At 63.6% G+C, this 25,870-nt stretch carries 19 protein-coding genes; 7 read left to right on the top strand and 12 right to left on the bottom strand.

Translation table 11 applies throughout. The features are described 5' to 3' along the window. Positions 1-11 precede the first annotated feature (11 nt). The 4 genes from GXY33_03355 to aspS form a co-directional block, all read right to left on the bottom strand. A complete protein-coding gene (locus tag GXY33_03355) occupies positions 12-2,504 on the bottom strand; it encodes an FAD-dependent oxidoreductase (GenBank protein NLX04165.1) in 2,493 nt (830 codons plus the stop codon). Between the two features lie 12 nt (positions 2,505-2,516). Next, positions 2,517-2,831, bottom strand: a complete 315-nt coding sequence (locus GXY33_03350) for a winged helix-turn-helix transcriptional regulator (protein NLX04164.1) — start codon at positions 2,829-2,831, stop codon at positions 2,517-2,519. 127 nt (positions 2,832-2,958) lie between these two features. Further along, entirely contained in the window at positions 2,959-3,528 is a 570-nt protein-coding gene (gene folE, locus GXY33_03345) for a GTP cyclohydrolase I FolE (GenBank protein ID NLX04163.1), read from the bottom strand. A gap of 31 nt (positions 3,529-3,559) precedes the next feature. Continuing rightward, positions 3,560-5,488 (bottom strand): aspartate--tRNA ligase, encoded by a 1,929-nt coding sequence (aspS, locus tag GXY33_03340; GenBank protein NLX04162.1) that lies wholly within the window; start codon positions 5,486-5,488, stop codon positions 3,560-3,562. 43 nt (positions 5,489-5,531) lie between these two features. Between aspS and GXY33_03335 the strand changes: the two genes are divergently transcribed. Further along, on the top strand, positions 5,532-6,758 hold the full coding sequence (locus GXY33_03335; GenBank protein ID NLX04161.1) for a hypothetical protein: 1,227 nt from the start codon (positions 5,532-5,534) through the stop codon (positions 6,756-6,758). Between the two features lie 5 nt (positions 6,759-6,763). Here GXY33_03335 and GXY33_03330 read toward each other — a convergent pair whose 3' ends face one another. Then, on the bottom strand, positions 6,764-7,342 hold the full coding sequence (locus GXY33_03330; protein NLX04160.1) for a DUF1854 domain-containing protein: 579 nt from the start codon (positions 7,340-7,342) through the stop codon (positions 6,764-6,766). Beyond that, positions 7,339-9,561 carry an ABC transporter ATP-binding protein gene (locus GXY33_03325; protein ID NLX04159.1) on the bottom strand — a complete coding sequence of 741 codons (2,223 nt, stop codon included), beginning with the start codon at positions 9,559-9,561 and terminating at the stop codon, positions 7,339-7,341. The genes GXY33_03330 and GXY33_03325 overlap by 4 nt, the downstream gene beginning before the upstream one ends. Positions 9,562-9,840: 279 nt before the next feature. Between GXY33_03325 and GXY33_03320 the strand changes: the two genes are divergently transcribed. The 5 genes from GXY33_03320 to GXY33_03300 all read left to right on the top strand — a co-directional run bounded on the left by GXY33_03320 (position 9,841) and on the right by GXY33_03300 (position 18,137). Beyond that, positions 9,841-10,989, top strand: a complete 1,149-nt coding sequence (locus GXY33_03320) for a substrate-binding domain-containing protein (protein ID NLX04158.1) — start codon at positions 9,841-9,843, stop codon at positions 10,987-10,989. Positions 10,990-11,044: 55 nt separating this feature from the next. Next, a complete protein-coding gene (locus GXY33_03315) occupies positions 11,045-11,782 on the top strand; it encodes a DUF1559 domain-containing protein (protein NLX04157.1) in 738 nt (245 codons plus the stop codon). 77 nt (positions 11,783-11,859) lie between these two features. Then, positions 11,860-15,456, top strand: coding sequence for a hypothetical protein (locus GXY33_03310; protein NLX04156.1), 3,597 nt, complete (start codon positions 11,860-11,862; stop codon positions 15,454-15,456). 22 nt (positions 15,457-15,478) lie between these two features. Next, a complete protein-coding gene (locus GXY33_03305) occupies positions 15,479-16,162 on the top strand; it encodes a prepilin-type N-terminal cleavage/methylation domain-containing protein (GenBank protein NLX04155.1) in 684 nt (227 codons plus the stop codon). Positions 16,163-16,889: 727 nt separating this feature from the next. Next, positions 16,890-18,137: a hypothetical protein gene (locus GXY33_03300; GenBank protein NLX04154.1), complete on the top strand. Its 1,248-nt coding sequence runs from the start codon at positions 16,890-16,892 to the stop codon at positions 18,135-18,137. Between the two features lie 83 nt (positions 18,138-18,220). Here the strand turns inward: GXY33_03300 and pheS are convergent, their stop codons facing one another. The 5 genes from pheS to GXY33_03275 all read right to left on the bottom strand — a co-directional run bounded on the left by pheS (position 18,221) and on the right by GXY33_03275 (position 23,114). After that, complete coding sequence (pheS, locus tag GXY33_03295; protein NLX04153.1) at positions 18,221-19,237, bottom strand: phenylalanine--tRNA ligase subunit alpha; 1,017 nt, start codon at positions 19,235-19,237, stop codon at positions 18,221-18,223. Positions 19,238-19,241: 4 nt separating this feature from the next. Next, complete coding sequence (rplT, locus tag GXY33_03290) at positions 19,242-19,601, bottom strand: 50S ribosomal protein L20 (GenBank protein NLX04152.1); 360 nt, start codon at positions 19,599-19,601, stop codon at positions 19,242-19,244. Positions 19,602-19,652: 51 nt separating this feature from the next. Continuing rightward, a complete protein-coding gene (rpmI, locus tag GXY33_03285; GenBank protein ID NLX04151.1) occupies positions 19,653-19,856 on the bottom strand; it encodes a 50S ribosomal protein L35 in 204 nt (67 codons plus the stop codon). A gap of 215 nt (positions 19,857-20,071) precedes the next feature. Beyond that, positions 20,072-20,332: a hypothetical protein gene (locus GXY33_03280; protein ID NLX04150.1), complete on the bottom strand. Its 261-nt coding sequence runs from the start codon at positions 20,330-20,332 to the stop codon at positions 20,072-20,074. A gap of 73 nt (positions 20,333-20,405) precedes the next feature. Continuing rightward, positions 20,406-23,114, bottom strand: a complete 2,709-nt coding sequence (locus tag GXY33_03275; protein ID NLX04149.1) for a hypothetical protein — start codon at positions 23,112-23,114, stop codon at positions 20,406-20,408. Positions 23,115-23,284: 170 nt separating this feature from the next. On the opposite strand from GXY33_03275, the gene guaA reads away from it, so the two are divergent. Beyond that, positions 23,285-24,826, top strand: coding sequence for a glutamine-hydrolyzing GMP synthase (guaA, locus tag GXY33_03270; GenBank protein ID NLX04148.1), 1,542 nt, complete (start codon positions 23,285-23,287; stop codon positions 24,824-24,826). Positions 24,827-24,854: 28 nt separating this feature from the next. Here guaA and GXY33_03265 read toward each other — a convergent pair. Next, positions 24,855-25,870: zinc-binding dehydrogenase (locus GXY33_03265; GenBank protein NLX04147.1), on the bottom strand; the 1,016-nt coding region annotated here is incomplete at its 5' end.

Genomic DNA, 25,870 nt, shown 5'->3' with positions numbered 1-25,870 from the left:
TGCGCGTAGTGTTAGATGAAGAGGTTCACTCCGGCATGCTCCGCCCGATCCAGGTAGAGGGCCACGCCCCCTTCCTCGACGCCGTCGATCAGTTCCTCGCGTTTGATTCCCATCAGGTCCATCGACATCGAACAGGCGACCAGCCGCACGCCCGCCCGTTTGGCGCTGTCGATCAACTCCGGCAGCGACGCGACGCGTTTGCTTCGCATGATTCCCTTGATCATCCACGTGCCCAGCCCGCCCATGTGCATCTTCGAGAGGGCCAGGCGATCCGCCCCGCGCGGCATCATCCAGCCGAACATCCGCTCGATCAGCGTCTTCTTGACCGGGGCGGCCTGGTTGCGGCGAAGGATATTGAGGCCCCAGAAAGTAAAGAACATGGTGACCTTACCCCCCATCGCGGCCGCCCCGTTGGCGATGATGAACGAGGCCATCGCCTTGTCGAAGTCGCCGCTGAAGACGACCATCGTCTTGTCCTTGGCGGTCTGTGCGGGCCGGTCGGTCGTTGCGGCCGGTGCATCCTGTTTGACCACGGTGGCGTGGTAGTGGCCGTTGTTGCGTCCCACCTCCACCAGCCGATGGCCCGTGCTGCGGCACCAGGCCTCGACGTCGGCGGCGAAGCCCGGATCGGTGGCCCGGATGGTCAGGGCCTCGCCGGGTCGCAGGCCGTCCAGTTCGCGTGCCAGCGTCATGATCGGTCCCGGGCACTGGAGGCCGCGGGCGTCGATCTGCTTGATTGCCGACGTCTTCGGCGCCGGCGCCGGCGGCGAGACGGTCTCGGAATGCGGATGGCTTTTTTCGCCCGCGTCGTCGTTCAACTCCTCCGGTTTGGTATCCTCCGGCGGCATGGCCGCGGTGACCATCTGGTAGGTCTTGTATCCGCCGGTCAGGTTGCGGCAGGCGAAGCCCTTCTGCATGAGCGTCCGGCAGGCCAGATAGCCGCGCAGGCCGACCTGGCAGAATGCCACCACCTCCTTGTCCCTCGGCAGTTCGTCGAGACGAGACCGAAGTTGGTGCAACGGGATGATGGTTGATCCGGGAATGGTCCCTGCCGCCACTTCCTCGGGGTTCCGCACGTCGAGCAGCACGCGGTCCTCGTCGGCTTCGCTCAGTTCCTCGGCGTAGATGTGTTGGACGTCGCCCGCCAGCACGTTGGCGGCCACGAAGCCAGCGTAGTTGACCGGGTCCTTGGCCGATCCGAACGGCGGGGCGTAGCAGAGTTCCAGGTCCTTGAGGTCGTCAACGGTCAGGCCCGCGCGGATGGCCACCGCCAGCACATCGATCCGCTTGTCCACTCCGGACGTTCCGACCGCCTGGGCGCCGAGCACCTTGCCTTTCGGGTCGAACAGCAGCTTGAGGGCGATCGGGTTGGCCCCGGGATAGTAGCTGGCGTGGCTGGCCGGGTGGACGTAGACCTTGTGGAACGGCACCTCGCGGCGTTTGAGTTCCTTTTCGCTCAGGCCGGTCATGCCGACCGCCAGGTCGAAGACCTTGCAGATGGCGGTGCCCTGCGTACGGCGGTATCGGCTGTCGCGGCCGAAGATGTGGTCGGCGGCGATGCGGCCCTGGCGATTGGCTGGTCCAGCCAGCGGGACCAGGGCGGGAAAACCGCCCACAAGATGCTCGACCTCGGCCACGTCGCCCACCGCGTAAATGTCCGGATCGCTGGTCTGCATGTGCGGATTGACGGCCACGCCGCCGGTCTGGCCCAGTTTCAGGCCCGCCTCACGGGCCAGGCGGTTCTCCGGGCGGACGCCCGCCGCCAGGATCACCAGGCCGCAGTCGATCGTCTCGCCGCTGCTGAGTCGCACCTTCAGTTCGTCCGCGTTTTCCTCGATGCCGGTGACCGAGTTGTTCAGGTGCAGCTTAACCTCATGCAACTCCAGGTGCTTCTGGACGGGCATCGCCATCTCCGGGTCGATCAGGTTCATCACCTGCGGCGCGAGTTCGACCAGATCAACTTGCAAGCCGCGCTCGCGCAAGGCCTCGGTCATCTCCAGGCCGATGTAGCCCGCTCCGATCACGACCGCCCGGCCCGTTGGCATCGTTTCGATGCGTTCTTTGATCGCGTCCATGTCGGCCAGCGTGCGCAGGGTGTGGACGCCGTGCCGGTCGGATCCGGGGATGGGCGGCCGCAGCGGCTCGGCCCCGCTGCTGATGACGAGCTTATCGTAGGATTCGGTGTCTTCATGTCCGGTAGCCACGTTTCGGAAAACCACCCGCTTGTGCCCGCGGTCAATCCGCACCACCTCGGTTTCGGTGCGAACGTCGATGTGGTAGCGGTCGCGCAGACCCTGCGGCGTCTGAACCAGCAGCTTCTGGCGGTCCGCAATCTGTCCGCCGATATGGTACGGCAGGCCGCAGTTGGCGAACGAGACGTATTTGCCCCGCTCGAACAGAACGATCTGGACGTCCTCGGAGAGCCGCCGGACCCGCGTGGCCGCTGACGCCCCGCCGGCCACTCCGCCAATCACCACCACCTTCACCCTACCGTTCGCGATCATTCCTATTCCTCCCTATGTGTCTTCTTGCGACTCGCAGGTGCTGCGGATGCACTCCAACAGCTTGGGCAATCGAGGCGAGGCGATCCGGTAGTACACCGTCCGCCCGCGGCGTTCGCTGGCCAGGAACGCGTGGCCCTGGAGCAGTCGCAGGTGCTCGCAGGTCTGATGGGGGCTGGTCCCACACAGTTCGGCGATCTCGTGGACGGGAAACTCGCCCTGCATCAGCAAGTCCACGATCCGCAGGCGCACCGGGTGGGCCATGACCTTGAGGCACTCGGCTGCACACCTGAGCTTTTCTTCCGGCAACAGCGTCATTTCACGATCCATAATCATCTCCTCATAAATCCATATATCGAGACATGTCGATATGTCAATACATAAAATCAGAATTTTTCCGAGAAAGGCACACACCGCCAGCGCCGACCACACGAGTACGATCCGCAAGGTCCGATAACTACTCGCGGAAGAAGGACATGACTTCAGTTCGGGTGGCCAGGTTGGTCTTGAAGGTACCGCGAAGGGCCGAGGTGATCATCTTTGAGCCGGGTTTGCGCACACCGCGGATGGTCATGCAGGTGTGTTCGGCGATCAGGACGACGGCCACGCCCTTGGGGCTGAGCCTGTCCATCAGGAGGTCCGCGATCTGGGTGGTCAGGCGTTCCTGGACCTGCGGGCGGTTCGAAAGCGTCTCGATGACCCGCGCGAGCTTGGAGACCCCCACCACCTTGCCGTTGGGCATGTAGGCCACGTGGGCCCGGCCGATGAACGGCAGAAGGTGATGCTCGCAGACCGTGTGGAACGGAATGTCCTTGAGGACGACCATCTCGTCGTAGCGCTCGGAGAAGGTGGTCTTCAAGTGCGTTCCCGGATCCTCATCGATGCCGGAGAACAGCTCAGCGTACATCCGGGCCACCCGCTGAGGCGTGCGGGCGAGGCCTTCCCGATCGGGATCCTCGCCAACCGCCAGGAGGATCTCCCGCACCGCGTTCTCGATCCGCTCGTGGTCCACCTTGGCCCGCGCCATGGTTCGCCTTTAACTATAGTAGAGCCCGATACTACTTGTTCTGCGTCAGCAGCCGGATGGACAGCTCCGTCAGTTGCTTTTCCGGAACCGGCGACGGGGCTTCGGTCAGCAGGCACTGGGCCCGCTGGGTCTTCGGGAACGCGATCACGTCGCGAATGCTCAGGAAGCCGGTCAGCAACATCACCAACCGGTCGAGGCCCAGTGCGATGCCGCCATGCGGCGGCGCGCCGAACTTCAGGGCGTCCAGCAGGAAGCCGAACTTCAGCCGGGCCTCGTCATCGCTGATGTCCAGCAGACGGAACATTTTCTGCTGGACGTCCTGGCGGTGGATACGGATGCTGCCTCCGCCGATCTCGATACCGTTGAGCACAATGTCGTAGGCCTTGGCCTGCACGGCGCCCGGGTCGGTATCGAGCTTGGCCACGTCCTCGTCCTTGGGCGAGGTGAACGGGTGGTGCATGGCGGCCCAGCGTTTTTCCTCTTCGTCGTACTCCAGAAGTGGGAAGTCCAGAACCCAGCAGAGCTTGTAGGTGTCCTTGGGAATGAGGCCCAGTTCCGCCCCCAGCCGCAGGCGCAGGGCGGCCAGGGCGGCGTGGGTGATCGATTCCTTGGCTGCGATGGCCAGGATCAGGTCGCCCTCGTTGGCGCCGGTCCGCCGGACGATCTCCTGCTGCTGTTCTTCGTTGAAGAACTTGGCGATGGTCCCGCCGAGCTTGCCGCCCGCTTCGACCCGCCACCAGGCCAGTCCCTTGGTCCCGAAATCGTTCTGGAGCCACTTGTCGAGCTGGTCGATCTGGGCCCGCGAGACCTTCTCGCCGCCGTTCGGAACGGCCAGGCACTTGACGATGCCGTGTGAGGCCACCACGTTGGTAAAGACCTTGAACTCGCTCTTTCCGGCGACGTCGGTGATGTTGTGCAGGAACATCTCGAACCGCATGTCCGGCCGGTCGATGCCGTAGCGGTCCACCGCCTCCTGATAGCTGATGCGCGGGAACGGGCGTTCCACATCCACGCCCTTGATCTCCTTCATGAGTTTGACCATCAGGGCCTCGATGACGTTCATCACGTCGTCGGCCTGGACGAACGACATCTCGACGTCGAGTTGGGTGAATTCCGGCTGGCGGTCGGCCCGCGAGTCCTCATCGCGGAAGCATCGGACGATCTGGAAGTACTTCTCGAACCCGGAGACCATCAGGAGTTGCTTGAACAACTGGGGCGACTGCGGCAGGGCGTAGAGCGCGCCGGGCTGCAGGCGGCTTGGCACCAGGAAGTCGCGGGCCCCTTCCGGCGTGGATTTGGTCAGGAACGGCGTTTCGACCTCGAGAAAGCCCAGTTCGTCGAAGTGGTCGCGCATGATCTTGCAGATCCGGTGGCGCGTGATCAGGGCCTTCTGGAGCCGCGGGCGGCGCAGGTCCAGATAGCGGTACTTGAGCCGCAGGTCCTCGCCGACCTCGATGTCGTCCTTGATCATGAAGGGCGGGTTGTCCGACTTGTTGAGCAGTTCCAGCGAGCTGGCCTCGACCTCGATTTCGCCGGTCCGCAGTTTTGGATTGATCATGCCCTCGGGCCGCGGGCGGACCTTGCCCTCCACCGCGATCACGTCCTCGTGGCGCAGGGTGTCGGCCAGGTCGTGGGCCTCCTTGGCGGTCTCCGGGTCGAAGACCACCTGAGTGAGCCCCTCGCGGTCGCGCAGGTCGATGAAGATGACCCCGCCGTGATCCCGGTACGACTGGACCCATCCGCAGAGCAGGACCTGCCTGCCGACGTCCGCCGCCGTCAACTGCCCGCAACTGTGCGTCCGCTTGTTGTACGCGATAGCCACTGCTTGGACCTCCAATCCGCTTGAACTCGCCGATAAGCCTTGAATTGTATAATGCTTGCCCGTCAAGGTCCATGCCAATTTCGACGTTGCCGAGGCCTCGATTCGTCCGCTCTTGAATCCGCCGGCGTATTTCGGCATACTGCGCGGCCAGTTTTTACCGCGTCCAGCGATGGAGGCTGCGATGTCCGAAACCGACCGCACGATCCTGCGGGACCTGGCCCGACGGTACCTGGAGATTTGCCGCGATCCGGTTCAGGAGGAGCGCCGCCGCCTGTGGCGCGACCTGAACAGCCGCCGGCCGACCCGCCCGCTGATCTACGTCCGGGCCTTCGCGTGGAGCGAGATGGCCGAATCCGTCTGCCGGTGCCAGGACCCGCTGCTGCGGCAGTACGAGGATTTCTTTCGCAGCCAACTCTTCCGCTGGGAGTTCGGCGACGATTTCATCTTTGAGCCGTGGGTGACCCTGCCAGCGGTTCGGCCGACGCACGTGGAGGGCATCTGGGGCGTGCGGACGGGCATGCACCGGCCCGATGGCGAGGGCACCGCCGGTGAGTACCTGGCCCCGATCAAGGCGCCCGAGGACGTCGTCAGGCTGATCGCTCCGGATCACGTGGTCGATGAGGCGGCCACGGCGCGTCTGGCTGGGCAGCTTGACGAGGCGATCGGCGACCTGATCGCGATCAGCATCGACCGCGGCCCGGTACACCAGATGTGGCAGGCGGACATCTCGACCGAGCTGGCCCACCTGCGCGGGCTGGAGCAGTTCATGTACGACATGGTGGACCGGCCGCAGTGGCTGCACGAACTGCTGGCGTTCATGCGGGACGCGATTCTCAAGACCCACAGCCAGGCTGAAGCCGCAGGCGACTGGCGCCTGGCCCACCATCAGAACCAGGCCATGCCCTACGCGCACGAGCTGGCCGATCCCGCCGCCGACAGCCCGCCGGTGCGGCGCGAGCAGCTTTGGTGTTTCTGCGCGTCGCAGGAGACCACACTGGTCGGCCCGGAGATGTTCGAGGAGTTCATGCTCCGCTACCAGATCCCGATCATCGAGCAGTTCGGGCTTTGCGCCTACGGCTGCTGCGAGGACTTGAGCCGCAAGATACCCCTGCTGCGGAAGATCCACAACCTGCGGCGGGTCGCGGTCTCGCCGATGGCCGACGTGGCCAAGTGTGTGGAGCAGATCGGGACGGACTACGTGATGAGCTATCGGCCGAGCCCGGCCGACATGGTCGCCTACGGGTTCGACGCCGATCGCATCGGCCGCATTCTGGAACGCGACCTGGCGATCTGCCGCGGCGGCCACTTCGACATCACGCTCAAGGACGTCGAGACGGTCCAGGGCGACGGCGAGCGCATCCGCAAATGGGTGGGGCTTGCCCGCCGGATCATCGACCGGATGTTCTAATCGGGTTAGAGATGCCCCATCAGCAGCCCCTGGCTTCGTGAGTCCAGGGCTGAGAACTGCGGCACGTCGTAACGGTTGCCTTCCACGTCGGTCAGCAGCAGCCGGCCCGGAGACGGCTGAACCAGGTTCTCCCGCAGGTTTCGGGTGGTGAAGCGGACCTCGCCGCGGTCGGTCTCGATCTGCCAGTCGACCGTTCCGAACCACTCCTTGACCGCGATGACGCGGCGGATCACCGGGACCAGGTAGCGGCGGTCGAGTTCCTCCTCGACCAGACGCCGGCTGGCCTCATCGAGCTTGCCGGGGTCGGCGATCACACCGATCTCGCGGTTGCCGGTATCGCGGACGCTCAGGTGCCGTTGCGGCTGAGAGAGCGGAAACGCCCGCAGCACCTTCACCGCCGGATAGGAGCACCGATCCCCCACCGTCAGTCGCAGTTCCACACCCGCCCGCGCAAAGCGCAGCTCTTTCGGATCGAGGATCGTCAGCGTCGCGGCGTCGGGTTTTGCATCGCTTGCGGTCATCGGCCTGTCCACCGGGGGGCGTTCCACTTTCCGGCCGGCGCCGGCTGCTGTCGTCTGGCTCATCGTTCCACCGCCTTGATCCGCGACATTTCTTTCTGGATTTCCACCAGCCGGTGGAATTCCCCCTTCTTGGCCAGCAGCTCATCGTGCGTGCCCAGTTCGGCGATCCGGCCGTCCTTGAGGACCACCAGCCGGTCGGCGTTGCGCAGCGTGCTGAGACGGTGGGCGATCGCGAAAGTTGTGCGGCCCTTGACCAGCCGGGCGATCGCCTCCTGGATCTGGCGCTCGGTGTCGGCGTCGACCGACGAGGTCGCCTCGTCGAGGATCAGGATTCGCGGGTCGTGCAGGATGGCCCGGGCGATGGCGATCCGCTGGCGCTCGCCGCCCGAGAGCATCTGGCCGCGTTCGCCGACCACGCTGTCGTAGCCGTCGGGCTTGCTGACGATAAAGTCATGGGCGTTGGCCGCCTTGGCCGCGATCATGACCTCCTCGAGGCCCGCCTCCGGTTTGGCGTAGGCGATGTTCTCCAGGATCGTGCCGTTGAACAGGAACGTGTCCTGGAGCACCACGCCGATCCGCCGTCGCAGGTCCTGCTGATGGATGCGGCGGATGTCCACGCCGTCGATCAGGAGTTGCCCTTCGTTGACGTCGTAGAGGCGGCAGATCAGGTTGATCGCGGTGCTCTTACCCGCTCCGCTGTGGCCGACCAGACCGATCATCTCGCCCGGCGCCACGTCCAGCGACACGTCTTTGACCACCGGCTTGTGCTTATCGTAGCCGAAGGTGACGTTTCGCAGTTCCACCCGCCCTTCGATCCGCGGCATCGGCACGGCGTCGGCCGCCTCACGGACGTCCGGCTGGGTGTCGAGGACCTCGAAGACCTGCTGGGCCGAGGTCAGGGAACGGGCGAGCCAGTCGCTGATCCGGCTGAGGAACTGCAGCGGACCGTAGAGCATGGTCAGGTAAGTGACGAACGCCATCAGCGTTCCCGGCGTGACCAAGCCGCTGATGACCTGCTTGCCGCCCACGTACCAGACGATGATCGCCCCGAGGCTCGTGACGAACCACAGGATCGGAAAGAGCGTCGCCCACGTCCGCTCCGCCAGGTAGGTCGCCTCGAAGACCTCGCGGCTGTGCTCCGAGAAGCGTCCGGCCTCCTTGCGCTCCTGGGCGAAGGCTTTGATCACCCGGATGCCGGAGAGGCTGTCGTTGACCCCGGCGTTGAGCCGCTGGCGATAGTGGAAGAACCGATGCCACAGCCGCATCAGCCGACGACCGAACGCACGCGACAGGACCACCACCGCTGGGGCCGGAACCAGCACCAGCACCGTGAGCTGCCAGTTCATCCAGAACAGGACCGCGCATATCCCGATCAGTGTCAGTACCTGCACCGCAACGTACGGGACCATATCGATCAGCGCGTGCTCCAGCGAACTGGTGTCCTGGGTCACCCGAGCCACGATCGCTCCGATTTTTCGCCGGTCGAAGTAGCCCAGCGAAAGGAACTGCAGGTGCGAATACAGCTCGGTCCGCAGATCGTGCGACAACCTGGCGCCCAGCCACGCGACCGCCCGTCCCTGAAGAATGCCCAGCACCTGGTGGCCCGCTCGGGCCAGCAGCATCGCCAAAACCAGAAACCCCAAGAGCCGGATCCGCTGGCCCGCCTCCGCCGCTTCCGTCGGCACCAGCACCTGATCCATCAGCGGACGGGGCAGGTACGGAGGGATCAGGTTCAGCCCGGTTCCCGCCAGCATCAACACCGAGACGTACGTCAACTGCCAGACGTACGGCTTGAAGTAGCCGGCCAGCCGGCCGATCACCTTGTGCTTCCGCAGGCACGCCGGACATACCTTGGTGCCCTCGGCCAACAGCAGCTTGCAGCGAGGGCAGCGATTGTCTTCCTCCTCGTCGGCGTGAATTTCGGGTGGCTTCTTCTCCGTCGAGCCTTTGGCCAGTTCCCGGCGATACTCGACCAGCTCATTGAGGAACTTGGCCGTCCGGCTGAACGTCCGCTCGCGGGCGTTGGTATAGCGGACCAGTTCGACCATCCGGCCGTCGACCGCCGCCGAGAGCGCCCCGCCCCCCACCAGCGAGTCCGCACTGACCGAGACGATCTGCTCCAGCGGCAGATCGAGGCCCTGCCCGTCGGCCCCCATCACCCGCACCCGGTCATCGGTGACTACCAGCCACTCCTGCCCGAACCGCCCGGTACGGGTCAGGTCGGCGTAGATCACCACGTGGAGGCCGTCGGTCCCGCCGTTCGGGCACAGATGCTCGTGCACACGGGTTGGAATTTGCTCTATAAGTGCCACTGATATCCACCGTCTCCTGTGGCCAAGGAGCCTGGCCCACAGATGTCCGCCATCCCACAGCGACTATCTGAATCGCCCCTGCGACCCACAGTGTGTAAGGGCATTATACATGCTGCGGCAGCGCTGTCAACGCCCCGGCGAAAAGAATTTATACAAGACATCCATGTTTAGCCAAAACCATTGCCATCCACACTAAAAAGCTTAAGAAAAGTTTTGACATACCACCTAGCTTTCCATTATAATGAGTGTATGAATTCACAGGCGGCAACCGTCTATAACAGCAAGGCGCTTCGCGTGGCGGAGCGGTTCGAGCAGGACATCCGCTCCGGTCAGTACCGGGAAGGCCTGCTGCTTCCGTCGGAGGGGGATCTGGCCCAGAACTATGGCGTTTCGCGGATGACGATGCGGAAGGTGCTGGCCATCCTCGCCGACCGCCACGAGGTCGTCAAAGTGCCCCAAAAGGGGGCGATGATCCCGCCGCGGAATGGCCAGGATGAGCCGGAACAGCTTTCGACGAGCATGTCCGGACCACAAACCCAGACCGCCATCGGGGCGGTGTTCGCAGCCGAGCCGGACGCCCACCTGGTGGGCATCCGCGAGGGGATCAAGCGCTATACCGCTGAGCACGGCCTGCACTTCCAGATGTTCCTCAATACCCACGGCCATGAGCAGGCCCTGCACGTGCTTCGGCACGTCGAGGACTACCCGGTTCAGGGACTTCTGGTCCTGCCGTACGCCCATGAGACGTATCTCGACGCGCTGCGGCGGCTGAGCGACGCGGGTTTCCCGATCGTCTGCCTCGATCGGGTGGTCGGTGAGTTGCCAATCAGTTCGGTCCAGGTGGACAATGCAGCCGGGGTCTATCAGGCCACCTCGTATCTGATCGAGAAGTACCACCGGCCGGCGTACTATCTGTGCACGGCCATCGAACACAAGACGCATCGCGACCGCTATCAGGGCTATGGGCGGGCGATGGTCGACGCCGGTTTCGGCGAGTTGGTCGAGCGGTATACCTTCAATTCGCAGGTAAGCGACGGCGATCCGGATTTCTGGCCCAACGACCGCAAGCTGGCCCCGGTTGCCGAAGCCGCTGAGCGTCTGCTGGCTGAGAATCCGCCGCCGTTGAGCGTGTTCTGCCTGAACGATTATCTGGCGGCCGGCCTCTATAGGGCAGCTGAGCAACGAGGGCTGAGGGTGGGGACCGACCTGAACGTGGTCGGGTTCGACGACATTCCGCTGGCCAAGTTTCTCAAGCCCGCGTTGACCACGACCCGTCAGCCGCGGCAGCAGATCGGCTACGACGCGGCCAAGCTGCTTCACCAGTTGATTTCCCGAAACATCACGCCGCCGGTGCACATCCACCTGCCGGTGGAACTGGTCATTCGGGAATCGGCCTGACAAAACGGAAGTCCAACGCCCTGGTCCGGATGGACGTCAGCAGGAGGTGTCTGAAATGAATCGCCACGCCAGCGTAAAAAAGACCGGTTTTACACTGATCGAACTCCTCGTGGTCGTCGCCATCATCGCCGTGCTGGTCGCCATGTTGCTGCCCTCGTTGAACGCGGCGAGGGAGATGGCCAGAGAGGTCAACTGCGCGTCGAACGTCAGGCAACTGGCGACGGCCTGCCTGATGTACATGGATGACTGGGAGGGTTTCCTGGTTCCGTTCAACGCTGCCTCGCCTTCCGATCCAAGTCCGGACGCTGAGATGAGACGCTTTTACACCAATCTCCTGGTCTACGGCCGGTACGTCCCGCCGGTGGCGCGGTGGAAGAGCGAGGAGTGGGGAGACGTTATCGAGGGAATCTGGCGGTGTCCCGCAGTGACGGATCAGCGAATCCAATGGGGCGGCGGTTACGGCGTGAACGGAGGATACTGGCCCCATAGTGCTCACCTGGTGGGAGCTCGCTGGACGACGCCGGCGTCGCAGATCAACAGGGCGTCAGAACTCTGGATGCTCGGCGACGCCGAAGGCAATCTCTACTATGGAGCAGCATTCCGCACGACCAAGCCCTATGTCGAATGCCCGGTGGAGATCAACTGGGACGACCCCGTCAGCGACTACAAGTGCGCCGCTCCGCGGCATCGCGGTGCGAGCATGGTGTGCTTCGTGGACGGTCACGTTCAGCCGGTGGCGTACGAGGACCTCAAGGCCAACAAGGGCGACATATTCGCGCACTATTCCAAATGAGGACATAGGGACGGATGAACCGGCACTGTGAAGGTTGTGACAGAACACGCAAATCATCTTCTTCTCAAAGGTACAGCATGAGACAGGCTTTCTCGACGTGTCCGGTGGTGTGCATCCTCTGGGCGTGGATGGCGATGTTTCCCGCTGAAGCGGCCGGGGCGGACGAGAATTCAGTCGCCAACGGCGGGTTTGAGGAGGGCATGGCGGGCTGGGCCTGGCAACTGTCAAACGACGTGCAGGCGGCAGTGACCATCGATGAGAGCGTAGCACGTTCGGGAAAATACTCGCTGAAGCTGACGAACGCATCGCCCTTCGGGCCGCACGTTTACGGCCGGCTGTGGCGGCAGACGGCGGCGTTGGCGCCGCACACGAACTATCGCATTTCGATGTGGTGCAAGGGCGAAGGCGTGGGTTCAACGGTGTGGATCGGCGGCGGGCCCGGCTGGCGGCTTCGCCAGCGTGCTCCATCGGGCACGTACGACTGGACGGAGGTATCGGTCGAGTACACAAGCGGCCCGGCCCGCGGACCGTTCGAGTTGATGATCGTGACGGAAGACCCAACGCAGGCCATCTGGATCGACGACGTATCGATGGTCGCGGTGGGCCGGGTGACCGACCCGCAGGTCGGATCGCCGGAGGTGGCGGCGGGCCTGACGGCTGAGGCGAGGTTCTATCCGGCGCCGTGGGCGGGATCGAAGCTGGACCCGCCAGTGGTGTCGATCCGGGCGGCGGACGATCCGGCGTTCGGGGCCGACGTGCGGATGCAGTGGGATGATGAGGGGTTGATCCTGAGCCTCGACGTTCAGGACGCGACCGAGGGCGAGGTGACGCCCGGCGCCTGGATGTGGCAAGGCGACAGCGTGCAGGTGGCGATCGACACCGCGCCCGAAGGCCGCAAGCACGGCTATACCGAGACGTGTTATGAATTTGGGTTGGCGCCGGACGCATCGGGCGAGCCGCTGTGTTTTGCATGGCATGCGGGTGGCGGCGAGTTCGAGTGGTCGCAGGTGGCCAAGAGCGTGAAGCGCACCGCGACGGGCTACGTGCTGAACGTCAGGATTCCGTGGCGATGTCTGTCGGTGGACGCCGCCGACCCGCCGCGGGTGATCGGCATGGACGTCCTGATCAACGATTCGACGCGCGGCCGCCGCTACGTGGAATGGACGCCGGGAATCGGGTCGTCGAAGATGCCCAACGAATACGCGCAGGTCGTGTTGATGGGCAAGGACGAGACCCGATCGGCGGCGTGCATTCGGCTGCAGGGCCATCACTATGACGCCGAGGACTGGGTCACCGGCCGGTACGCTGACTACGCAGTGGCGCGGGCTTCGGAGGAACAACTGCGGATATCCGCCGCGACGGAATCCGGAGCGGTCGTCGCGAACTGGTTTACCGCGACGCTGCCGGAGTGCGGCGCGGGACAGGTGCGGACGCTGGAGTTTTCGGTTCCGCTGTCGGCGTTGACCGAGGACGGTCGATACGCGGTTATCTCGGAGACGTCGGCCGATGGAAACGCGTGGCGCCAGACCGCCCGATGCGGATTTGAGCGGGCGAATCTCAGGTCGAAGGCGAGGGAGATTCTGGCCGGGGCGAAGTCTGAACTATCGGCGACTCGGGAAACGCTCAAGTCCCATACGGCGCTGTCGGACGATTCGTACATCCGGCTTGGCATTGCGGTCGCGGAGCGGTACATCGCCCGCGTCGAGGAGGCTCGCGACGGGGCGGAGTGGGAGTTGATGCAGGCCAAGGAGGTGGCCGAGGTGGTCCGGCGGACGCAGGCCGATCTGGCCGACCGCCTGGAGCGGCAAACGGGCCCGATCATCGTTCCACGTCCGACGGGCGGCCCGGTGGCGGTCCGCGACGGCGTGTTCGTCACGGAGATGTCGGCGGGCGATGCGAGCCAAGCGGAGGAACTCCCCTGCTGGTTCGTCGGCTATGGCGCCTGGGCGACGGCGGAGCATGACTTCCCGAATTTCCCGTCGCTGGGCGTGACGATCGTTCAGCAGGAGCGCGGCCCGTCAAACATGAATCCGGACGGCACGGTGGGCAACAGCGTCCAGGGCATGGTGGACACGTTGAAGCGGGCGGCGCAACACGGGATCAAGGTGGACCTGCTGCTTTCGCCGCACTACTTCCCGGGCTGGGCGGTGTCGGAAGCGCCGGACGTCACGGAGATCGTCCGCACGGGGTTCCTCTACCACAACATCGACCATCCGAAGGCCCGCGACGTGATGGGCCGATGGATCGAGGCCCTCGTTCCCGCGGTAAAGGACGAACCCGCCCTGTTCAGTATCTGCCTGTCGAACGAGCCGGTCTACGCGACCAGCGGACACGACCCCTACAGCCGTCCGCGGTGGATCGCGTATCTGAAGGAACGGCACGGAACGCTGGACGCACTGAACGCACTGTACGGGACGCAGTACGCGAACTTCGAAGATGTCCCGCCGTGGCGGCTTGAGATACCAAGCGAACTCGGCGAACAACGGGCGTTCTACGACTGGGCGCGGTTCAATCAGAAGAACTTCGCCGACTGGCACGCGTGGATGAACTCGCTGGTCAAGCAGTACGCTCCGAACGTCCCGACGCACATGAAGACAATGGCGCAGGCGTTCAGCCGGGGCGATTTCGGCCTGGGCGTCGACGCGGAACTGATGTGCGGCGTGACCGACCTGGCGGGCAACGACTGCTTCGCGGCGTTGACCGGCAGCCCGTACGCCTACGGCTGGCAGCACGAACAGATGTGGTACGACCTGCAACACTCGTTCAAGGGCCAGCCGGTGTTCGACTCCGAGAACCACTTCATCCCGGATGAGTATCCGCCCGAGCACATTCCGCCAAGCCATATCCGCTCGGTGCTGTGGCAAGGCGCGATACACCACCAGGGCGCAACGGTGATGTGGGTGTGGGAAGACTCGAAGGGTCCTTCGCTGTCGGGCAGCATCTTCTTCCGGCCGGCCAACGCCTACTCGGCCAGCCGGACGATGCTCGATCTGAACCGTCTGTCCAGCCAGGTCGCAGCCCTGTCGACGGCCAAGCCGCGGGTCGCCCTGCTATACTCGCAGACGTCGCTGTTCTGGGAGCCGGATTACGCGGACGTTACCGCGAGGGCGTACACCGGCCTGACGTTCATGGGCCAGCCGGTCACGTTCGTCAGCGAGCGGCAACTGGCGTCAGGGACCGCGGCGAAGGTGGACTGGATCGTCGTTCCGCACGCGACGCACCTGCCGAAGGAGGCAGTGGCCGGATTGCGGCAGTTCGCCGCGGACGGCGGACGCGTGGTCATGCTCGGCGAGGAATGCCTCGAATGGGACGAGTACCATCGCCGGCACGCCTCAGCGGACGTAACCGGCGCCGTGAAGCTCGCTCTAGCCGACGAGAAACCCCTGGCGGCGTCGCTGCGTGGAACCCTTTGCGACGGCGGGTTCGAGATCGTCAGCCTCGCCGACGCGGAGAGCGGCAGCGCAGCGTGGGGAGTGGAATACCGCGTCGTACCCTACCAGGGAAAGCTCCTGGCGGGCATGATCAACCATCTGCCGAAACCCGTCACCGTCCGTCTGGCGGTCGAGGGCCGGGCGACGGACCTGATCGAGCGGCGCTCGGTGGAACTGGACAACATTTCGCTGCAGCCGATGAGCCCGATCCTTCTGGAGATCGAGACGGCTGGACAACCATAATCACCTCTGAGAGGACCGAACCATGGTCAGAACATGGATAAAAGCGTTTACCTTGATCGAGCTTCTGGTCGTCGTGGCGATCATCGCCGTGCTGGTGTCCATCCTGCTACCGGCCCTGCAGCAGGCGCGCAATGCCAGTCAGAAGACGGTTTGCCTGGCCAATTGGCACAACGTCGGCGTGGCAACCGGTCAGTACCTGATGGATAACCACGAGAAGTATTTCCCGACGCACTGGAACGACTGGCGTGTGGTCTGGGACTGGGACTACCCACCCGCCTGGCCCGAGAAGTTCTTCGGCTTCGGCCGGTTGCTGCCGTACGTACCGGCCGAGTGGCTCGGCAGAGTTCCGAGCGACAAACGCGGCATCTTGAGTTGCCCAGGAAATGTCTTCTTCTCCGACCCCACATTTGCCAACGTGCTTTACGTGCTGCCTTTCAGCGCGGCCACTGCGGGACCGGGAAGTCTGTGGCAGTGGCCACCGGAACTTCAGCCCGGCGAATCGGCAACCACCGTGGTGGGTATCTGTTTCGTGAACGGCAATCCGTGGGACTATCGTTATCTTACACCCGGTTCGCACGCGGGTGAGGGCGTCAATGCGGTCTATCCGGATGGCCACGCCGGCTGGGTGCCCGCGAGCAAATTCGTTGATGCCTCGCCGGAGACCAACAACCCATGGATTAAGATGAAGCTGTTTAATGGAGACTGAGTGCGGTTCTCAGGCCCGATCTGCATGCCGATTCTCGTGGCCCGCGTTGAACGACGTCTGTGCGATGGAGCTTCTGCTCATAACTGGCCTCACCGTCGGCGACTGCCGATCAGACCGGCAGTCCCGCCGTCTGGCCGATCTCCACAAAAAATCCCGCATGGCCTTGTCTTTCCTTGACTTGAGGGGCCGTTACTGTTAAATAAATGGCTATGGCGGCAGGATTTGTCCGCCCGCCAAGCGATGCGAGGTTTTTGGCCCGTATCAACTCAAGGGTGTATCGCCTGCAGTTTGAGTCGAAGGAGTTCAGAGATGGCAAGTTCGATGTTGGGCGTGATCTTCGGCATTCCTCCGTACATCTGGTACCCGCTGATCGTCATTCTGCTGATCGTCCTGCTCGTCTTCTACGTGCGCTATCGCCGCCAGATGTCCCAGTAGCTCAGCCGGGAATTCCCCTGACGCAGGCGGATTCCATCCCAGCCGATTCGCCCGGTGACCGAGGCGAACCGGTAATGGTATGGTTGTTTCGTGCGGTCGCCGGGCGGCCTGACTTCAAGACGGCAAACCCGGAAGAAGGCATAGGGATGGTATGCGCATTTCGGTGACCGGCGCTTGTCGATCCCGCCTGCTATCGTTAGGATAGTGCCAGTTGGATCCAGCCATAGGACTTGGCGCAAGGGGGACAGGTGTGGGGCTGTCGGGGTGAGGCACGCTTTTCGAGGGGCTGACGATGACGGTGATCGTTTTTGAGGACAGCGGGTTCCGGACGTTACTGCCTCTGACCTACTGGAGGCCAGTGTTTGAGCTTCGCTGCGGGCGGCTGAGCCTGCTCGAGAAGATCCGGCAGCGCAAAGGGATGCAGCATCCGATCGTGTTCGTTCGGCCGGAGCTGGCCGACATCGTCCAGGAGCACAGCGAACTTCAGGTCAATCCGGATCTGCGCGAGCTGAAGGGCGAGGTCCTGCTGGTCAACGGGCGGTGGCTGGCGGATGGCGATCTGCCGGAGCTCGAGCCGGACAGCTATCTGTACAAGGGCGAGGCGGTGGCGGCGGCGCGGCTGAGCGAGCCGATGGCCCGCCTCCTGACCTCGAACGTTCTGGCCCATCAGGACCTGCGGCGGACCGTGTTCAGCACCCTCAAGGCCGTCGCGGCCGGACCCGAGGTCAAGCTGGTCAACTACCCGTGGGATCTGATCGTCCACAACCCAGCCGAACTGCTCCGCGAGTGCAACGACGGCGTAAAGGGCGCGGGCGTTCACAGCGCCGTCCATCTGATCGGCGAGAAGGCCATTCACATCGGCGAGTCGTGCCGGATCATGCCCGGCGTGGTCATCGACGCCGAGGAAGGCCCGGTGTGGATCGACGACCGGGTGAAGATCGGGGCCAACGCGGTCATCCAGGGCCCCTGCTGCATCGGACCCGGCTCAGTGGTCCAGCCGATGGCGATCATTCGCGAGAACACGTCGATCGGCAGGGTCTGCAAGGTCGGTGGCGAGATCGACGCCAGCATCATCCACGCGTACAGCAACAAGCAGCACCACGGGTTTCTCGGCCACAGCTACGTCGGCGAGTGGGTCAACATCGGAGCCGGCTCGGTCAGTTCCGACCTCAAGAACACCTACGGCAAGATCACCACGTCGCTGGACGGCCACGACGAAATCAACACCGGATTGATGTTCCTGGGCCTGGTGATCGGCGACCACTCGAAGGTCGGGATCAACGTCTGCTTCGGCAGCGGGTCGGTGGTCGGCACCTGCTCCAGCGTGATCCTGAGCCACATTCCGCCCAAGTTCGTCGGTTCGTTCCGATGGCTGACCGACCAGGTCCAGACCGACTACGACGCCGCCCAGGCTGCCGAGGTCGCCCGGCGGATGATGGCAAGACGCAACCTGACCCTTTCCGACAGCGTCGCCCGTTTCTTCCAGGCTTTGCCCGAGATCGTCAAGAAATACGAGCGCCGCCAAGCCGCCTCCGCGTAGGGCGCATCGTCTCGATGCACCATCGCCCTGCGACTTGCTCAGAAGAATGGAATTCCAGGAAACCAGCCGCGCCCGATCCGCGATCAGAACTGCTGGAGGAAGCGAACGTCGTTTTCGGTAAAGAGCCGGATGTCGGTGATGTTGTGCTTGCGCATGGCCATCCGCTCGATGCCCAGGCCGAACGCGAAGCCGCTGTAGACATCCGGATCGTATCCGACCGCCCGGAAGACGTTTGGATCGACCATGCCGCACCCGCCGAGTTCCATCCATCCGCCGGAGCAGAGGTTGCAGCCTTTGCCGTGGCAGATCATGCAGGTCATGTCCACCTCGGCTGACGGTTCGGTGAACGGGAAGTAACTCGGCCGCAGGCGGATATTGATCTCCGGGCCGAAGTAGGCGTGGCAGAACTGGAGGATCGTGCTCTTGAGGTCGATCATCGTCACGTCGCGATCGACGTACAGGCTCTCGATCTGGTGAAACATCATGTGATGGCTGGCGTCGATGGTGTCCGGCCGGTATACGCGGCCGTAATGCACCACGCGGACCGGCGGCGTCCGCTGCTCCATCACGCGGATCTGCGCCGTCGAGGTCTGCGAACGCAGAAGCCGCCCTTCGTCGACGTAGAAGTTGTCGAGCGGATCGCGGGCGGGATGGCTTTCAGGGATGTTGAGGGCGACGAAGTTGTGGCGCTCGTCCTCGACCTCGGGCGCGTCAATGACCTCGAAGCCCATGCGGCCGAAGATCTCGGACAACTCCCGCATGGTCTGGGTCAGGACGTGCGGCCGGCCGACCAGGGGCTTGACGCCCGGAAGCGTCACGTCGTAAGCTGGCCCGGAGACGACCTGGCCCTCGAGATGGTCCTTCTTCTCCTTGAAAGCGGCTTCGACTTTGGCCGCCGCCTCGTTGATCAGCTTGCCGGCGCGCGGACGATCTTCAGCGGGGAGTTTGCCGATCGAGGTTCTCGCCTCGGTGAAGACACCCTTGCGGCCAAGGTATTTGAGGCGAAACTCATCGAGGGCCTTGGCGTCGCCGGCGCCGGCGAGCTCCGCCAGCGCCGCGTCGGCCAGGGCGGGTAGATCGTCGATCGCCCGGTCCGTCATGGCTCTAGCTCGCCAGAGATTGTTTGGCGGTGTTGACGACCGCTTCGAAGGCCACCGGGTCGTGCACGGCCAGCTCCGAGAGCATCTTGCGGTTGAGCACGACGTTGGCGGACTTGAGACCGTGGACCAGCCGGCTGTAGTTGATCCCCAGCGGCAGGCACGCCGCGGTCAACCGGGTGATCCACAGCGACCGGTAGTCTCGCTTCCGCAGCCGCCGGCCGGCGCGGGCGTAGTTACCCGCCCGCATGACGGTTTCGCTGGCGGAGTGCAGAGTGCGGGACCGATCGGAATGGTATCCGCTGGCCGACTTCATCAGTCGCTTGACTCGTTTGTGCCGTGGAACGGCTGCGCTTACCCTGGGCATATAACGTCCTCTCCGTTCGTGGTTGCTGCCTTACGTGGACCTGGGCCGAAGCTACGGGGCGATCTGCTCCCGGATCATCTTGGCCATGTGATCCGGCACGGTCATGGGCTGACGCAGGCCGCGGAGCCGCTTGGAGCTCTTGTTCGAGAGCAAGTGGCTCTTGCCGCCACGTCGCCGGGTGACCTTGCCGGTGGCGGTGATCTTGACTCGCTTGGCCAAACCTTTGTGTGTTTTCGCTTTCAACTTCGCGGCCATATGGTTTCCTTTTACCGGCCCCGGAACCGCGGCGAGCGGGTCGCGAGGCCCCGGAGACTCCGGTTGCCTGTCGAACTTGGGCTAAATCATATTTTATACCAATGACCCCAGCCGATTTTCAAGTGGAATTCAAAAGAATCCGACGTCAAAGACGCCCGCCGCCCCCTTTCGCCGTCCCGAATCGCCCACCGAAAGTCAAACTGATACAATATAACCTAATCCGTCTCTGGGAGCGGATCGTCCTCCGCGGGCTCCTCAAGGAACTCGGCGATCAGGACGGAGGCCCGGCTGGCCTGGTCGGAGGGGACAAGGACCTCCAATTGGGCGAAGGGCAGCGAACCGTCGCCCCAAAGCCCCACGCTGGCCCGGTTGGCCAGATGGGCGTTGACCTCGTTGTCGCGGAGGAACTGGACCAGCAGGTCGGCCTGCCACTCCGTCTGCGGCCTGTGTACGCATACCGGCTGAAGGTCGCTCATCGCATTCTCCCGTGAGTTCGATAAACCACTACAAGTCTAGCAGGTCGTCTTCCTCCGGTCAAAGAGCCGCTGGTCAGTTCAGGTCCAGCAGGACGCGAATCGAGATGGACGACCAGTCATACCCGGTGTTCCACCTCGGCCAGGTGCCGAACCCACCCCACTCGCTGACGTATACCAGATGGATATCGGGAGTGCAGTAGGTTTCGGCCGAGCCGGTGCCGGGGTAGTTCTTGCCCGCCCCGAAGTCGATGTAGTACGGGTCGTTGATCGCCAGTGGCACGTTAATCACAGACAGGTTTCGTTTGCTTTCGCCGAACGGCGGCAACGGGCCACGGTCGCAGGCATCCCGATCATCGCGAACGTCCTTGTCGACGGCCGTGCATTCCAGCAAGCGGGTTCCGTCGGAGGAGAAGGTCCCGGTGAGCTTGATACCGGCAAACTCGGTGGTGAAGCTCGCACCATTCCACTGGATGGCGACATCATAGCCCGAAGACCATGCTCGATCGTTATCGTAGCCACATTCGTCCCGGAGCGGCATGTTGCGAGTCTGCGCGTCCCTGTCATGGTAGTAACACTCCCAGACCAGGTCGCCGGAGAACACCACCGTGATCGTCTCGCAAGTCTTGATCTTTTTGAGCAGTTCGCTTTCCTGCGGCTCCTGGAGGGTTCCCTTCAGGGCGTAGGGTATGCTCTTCCACGACGAGGAGGCATTGATGACCTGGATGTAGAGCACGTCGCCAACCGCGGCGGTGAAACCGACCTCCGTCTGCGACGGATTCAAGCGGACGATGAACTGGCTGGCGTCGTAGGAGTCGTTCGGGAAGCGGTAGGCGACGATGGTGACCCCTTCGGGCAGCGCGTCCATATATTCCTTGTTGACGCCCAGGCTCAAGTCATAGCTCTTGCCTTCCGCGCCGTCAACCACCACACGGTAGAGAACCGAACTGTAACGTTCGAGGCCCAGGTGGCGGTTGAAGTCCTCGATCGTGGGAATGAAAGAGGGATCGTTGATGAACGCCGCGTTGGCGAATCCTCCCGCCTTGAGCGTCTGGTGAACCGGACTCTGCGAGCCGAATATCCAGTGTTCGGCGAATTCCCGGTAGTACTCGGGCAGGTTGCCTTTGAGGTAGGTTTCGAGGACCGAGAGCGTATTGAACGACCACGACTTGGCGACCTGCGTCCACATATCGACGAAATCCACCCCCTTCATTCGCACCATGAAATCGATGAAGAAGGCCGTGGTGTACTCGTGATAGAGGTGCGGACTGTTAAGCCCGATGAAGTTGCCGGAGGCGAAATCCAGCGGCATTTCCAGGTACCGGGGGTAGATCATCTCTCCGCCCATGTACGGCGAGTCGGCATTGGCGATCCGGCCCGCGGCGTACTCGGCCGTCGCCTCGATCCACCACTTCCTGGCGGTCATCCCGAAGCAGTTGTAGTACCGGTTCTGAAGGGCGTGGAACAGCTCATGGGCCACGACATAGCTGAGCAATTGCGGGCCGGACGCACAGTCCAGCGAGACGCGTATGTCGCCGGTGATCTTGCTGCGGTACGGAGAGCCCGACCCGCCGACGGTGACGGCAATAGGCAGCCGTTCTATCCCCGGCTCGTCATGGATCGTGAGGAGTGGACGGAGTTTCAGACTCTCCTTTCCGGTGAAATCCTCGTAGGTTTCGCGGTGCTTGTTGATGAAGTACCAGACGTCCTCAACGTAGTCGGGAATCCCGGCGCTACGGTTGGTCACCGCCGGCTCGGGCTTGGTATACCACCCGACGGTCGGCCCGGTTTCCGCCTCCACCAGACTGCGCACGTAAGAAAGGCCGAAGATGTCATTCTGGATGTATCCAGGGGTGATGCGCTCGACTCCCGCGAAGCGCGAGAGGTGTTCGGTCCGCAGCGTCAGGGTGTTGGTCAGCGGGTCGATCCAGGCCGGAGTGTTGATCCACGTCTCGTCCACCGGATCCCAGTAGACCCCGGAGAACACCCGCTCGGGCGAGTCGACACCCTCCAGGCTATTCGGATCGTAGATCATCCGCACCTCCAGCGGCTGGTCCAGATCGTGCAGGTCGCCCAGACTGACGTCGCAGATCACGGCGATCCGCTGCTGGGTCGGGTCGTCCGGAGCGGGCGGAGTCGAAACCTCCTTGATGGTCAGGATCTGAGCCTCCTCCAGCAGGCCTCCGGGGATTGTCACCGACACCCCGCCCTTTTCGACGATCTGGTCCGCCTCGGACGGCTGGACCGTCTGTCGGACCAGGATCTCGGTTTCATCCTCGTCGAGGAAGCCCTCGACCAGGCAGATTCCTTGTCCCTGCGAGCCGCTGTTCTGGCTCCACGTATCCGAGTCGGAATCCTCGATGGTGTACCTGCCCGCGGGGATCAACACGTTGGGTTCGCAGTCCCAATAGGCGTTGGCGACGCCGCCACTACCCTCAACACCCTCGGCCTGCCAGGGGCCATAGACCGCATCGTTTTGCGCCCGCAGTGAGATCGTGCCGACTTCCTCCGTGCCCGCCCCATTGTTCCAATGGTAGTTGCGAATCAAGGTCACCGTGCAGGGGCAGTCCAGAACCAGCACCGTCGCGCTGGTCGGGTAGTTGTAGACGGTATTGATGTTTCCGTTATCGAAGACAATCTGGGGCAACTTGGCTGGTTCGTTCGGGTCATTCGGATCGTTTGGGTCATTCGGGTCACCGGGAATGCCGCTGGAGTCGCAGCCCGAGACAAGGACCAGAATCAGAACACAAAGCCACCCAACGAACGCCGCTCGACGTGCCGCCATGATAGCCACCCATTAATAAGACTTTGTTTTTATTATAATGAATTCTTCTGGTCGGTACAATGCCGTGGTTGATGAAAAACGCGTGAAGTCGGGCCGATTTCGTTTGACCGGTGCGGGGGTAGAACCAAGAATTGGCATTGCGGCAAGGCTGTTCGACGGAGAGGCAATTGATGACGCGAGAGACCATACTGATTCTTGATTTCGGCTCACAGTATTCCCAGTTGATCGCTCGGCGGGTGCGCGAGAACCACGTGTTCAGTCTGCTGGTCGCGCCCGAAACGCCGATCGAGAAGCTCCAGGAGTACGAGCCGAAGGGTCTGATCCTCTCCGGCGGGCCCTCCAGCGTGTATGAACCGGGCGCGCCGCGCTGCGACGAGCGGGTGTTCCAACTGGGCGTGCCGATTTTGGGGATATGCTACGGCATGCAGATCGGTTCGCAGCTCCTGGGCGCACAGGTCCAGGCGGCCAAGGCGCGGGAGTACGGCCGAACGCATCTGACGGTCAAGAACGGTTACGACCTGCTGTGCCACGTGCCGGAAGAGACCAGCGTGTGGATGAGCCACGGCGACGTCGTCCAGACGCTGCCGGAGGATTTCGAAGCACTGGCGGAGACCCGCAACACCGCGTGGGCCGCGGTCCGCCACAAGCGCCGTCCGTTTTTCGGCGTGCAATTCCACCCTGAGGTGAGCCACACGCCGATGGGGGGACAGATTTTGCGGAACTTCCTGTACGACGTCTGCGGCTGTCAGGGCGCATGGCGGGTCGGGGACATCGCCGAGGAGGCGATCGAGCAGATTCGCGAACAAGTCGGCAAGTCGCGGGTGATCTGCGGGCTTTCCGGCGGCGTGGACAGCTCGGTGGTGGCGGCGATCGTGCACAAGGCGATCGGTGATCAGCTCACGTGCATCTTCGTGGACAACGGGCTGCTGCGTAAGAACGAAGCCGAACTGGTCGAAGCGACGTTCCGCGACCACTTCCACATCGATCTGCGGGTGGCGGACGCCTCGCAGCGGTTCCTGGGCGCGCTGGCTGGAGTGTCGGACCCGCAGGAAAAACGGCGGATCATCGGCCACGAGTTCATCGAAGTGTTTCGCCACGAGGCGCGGGAGATCGAGGACGCCCGATTCCTGGCCCAGGGCACGCTGTACCCGGACGTGATCGAGTCGGGCCACAGCATCGCGGGTAAAGCGGCCAACATCAAGCTGCACCACAACGTGGGCGGGTTGCCCGCCGAATTGGGCTTTGAACTGATCGAGCCGCTGCGGGACCTGTTCAAGGACGAGGTGCGTGCGGTGGGCGAGCACCTGGGCCTGCCGGAGGAGATCGTATGGCGCCATCCATTCCCGGGCCCGGGGCTGGCGGTGCGGATCACCGGGCAGATCACGCCCGAACGGCTGGACATTCTCCGCGACGCGGATGAAATCTTCATCGAGGAAATCCGGGCGGCCAACCTGTACCGGACGATCGGCCAGGCGTTCGCGGTGCTGATCCCGGTGGGCACGGTGGGCGTGATGGGCGACGGGCGGACCTATGAATACGTGATCGCCCTGCGGGCGGTCGAGACGCGGGATTTCATGACCGCCGATTGGGTCCGCATTCCGCACGAGACGCTGGCCACCGTCGCCAGCCGCATCGTCAACGAGGTCCGCGGGGTCAACCGCGTGGTGTACGACATCTCGACCAAGCCGCCGGCAACCATCGAATGGGAATGAGCTCCGGCGCTGAAGCCTTTCCTGGCGGCTAGCGGAAGTCGAAGGCGGCTTTGACGACGCCGGAATGCCGGCGATCCCGCAGATCCGCCAAGGCCCGCCGATAGTCCTTCTGGCGGTAGAAGGCGAGTTTCAGCGGAGCCGTGTCGATCCGGCCTTCCTGGAGCAATCGCAGCACGTGGCGGTAGTTGTGGGCCGCTTCCCGATCGCCCGGCAACATCTGCACGGCCCGGCCGGTGGTTCCCACCACCTTGATCTCGTGGAGCCACAGCGGCGTCAGATCGGTAATCCCGATCTGCGGCGTTCCCACCAGCACCAGCGTTCCTCTCGGCCGAACCAGCCGGGCGGCGTCGGCAAAGGCGGAAACCGCTCCGCTGCAATAGTAGACGCGGTCGAATCCGCCCTGGAGGAAGTGCATGCCAAAGGGCAGCGTGGCCGAACGAGCCTTGACGATGGAGGCCAAGTCGCGGAACGACTGCTGACGGTCGCGCTTCCAGTAGACCAAGTGGTCGGCGCCGTAGTGCCTGGCCAGATCCGCTTGGAACGGGTGCTTGACGGTAACGGCGATTCGCAGACTCGGCTCAACGACACGAAGCAAGGCCGCGGTGGCCAAGCCGATGATCCCGGCTCCGAACACCAGCACATTCTCGCTGGCGGCGGGCAGGTCGTCGAGAATCGCATGGAGGCTGCACGCCAGCGGATCCACGAGAATGGCCTGCTCGTCGGCGACGCCGTCGGGAACGGGGTGAAGCTGGGAGTGGTGCGCGATGAAATACGGCGACCAGCTTCCGCCGGTAAATCCGTTGTAGCCCAGCCCGATCGCGGTCGGCATGTTCCCAAGATCGAAGTTCTCGCACACCGACGGCCGCCCCTGCCGACACGCCGAACAGGGCGGATCGATCTTGCGAACGAGGCAACCCAGCGGCGGATCGACCACCACGCGCTCGCCCGCCCTGGCCGTGGCGACGTCCGGACCGGCTTCGACGATCTCGGCGACGTTTTCGTGGCCGAGCATCACACCGCCCGAAAGGTAGTATCGCATCATCG

It is taken from the genome of Phycisphaerae bacterium (genome assembly GCA_012729815.1).
Taxonomy (GTDB): Bacteria; Planctomycetota; Phycisphaerae; order JAAYCJ01; family JAAYCJ01; genus JAAYCJ01.
This window is presented reverse-complemented; position numbering and strand designations above follow the sequence as displayed.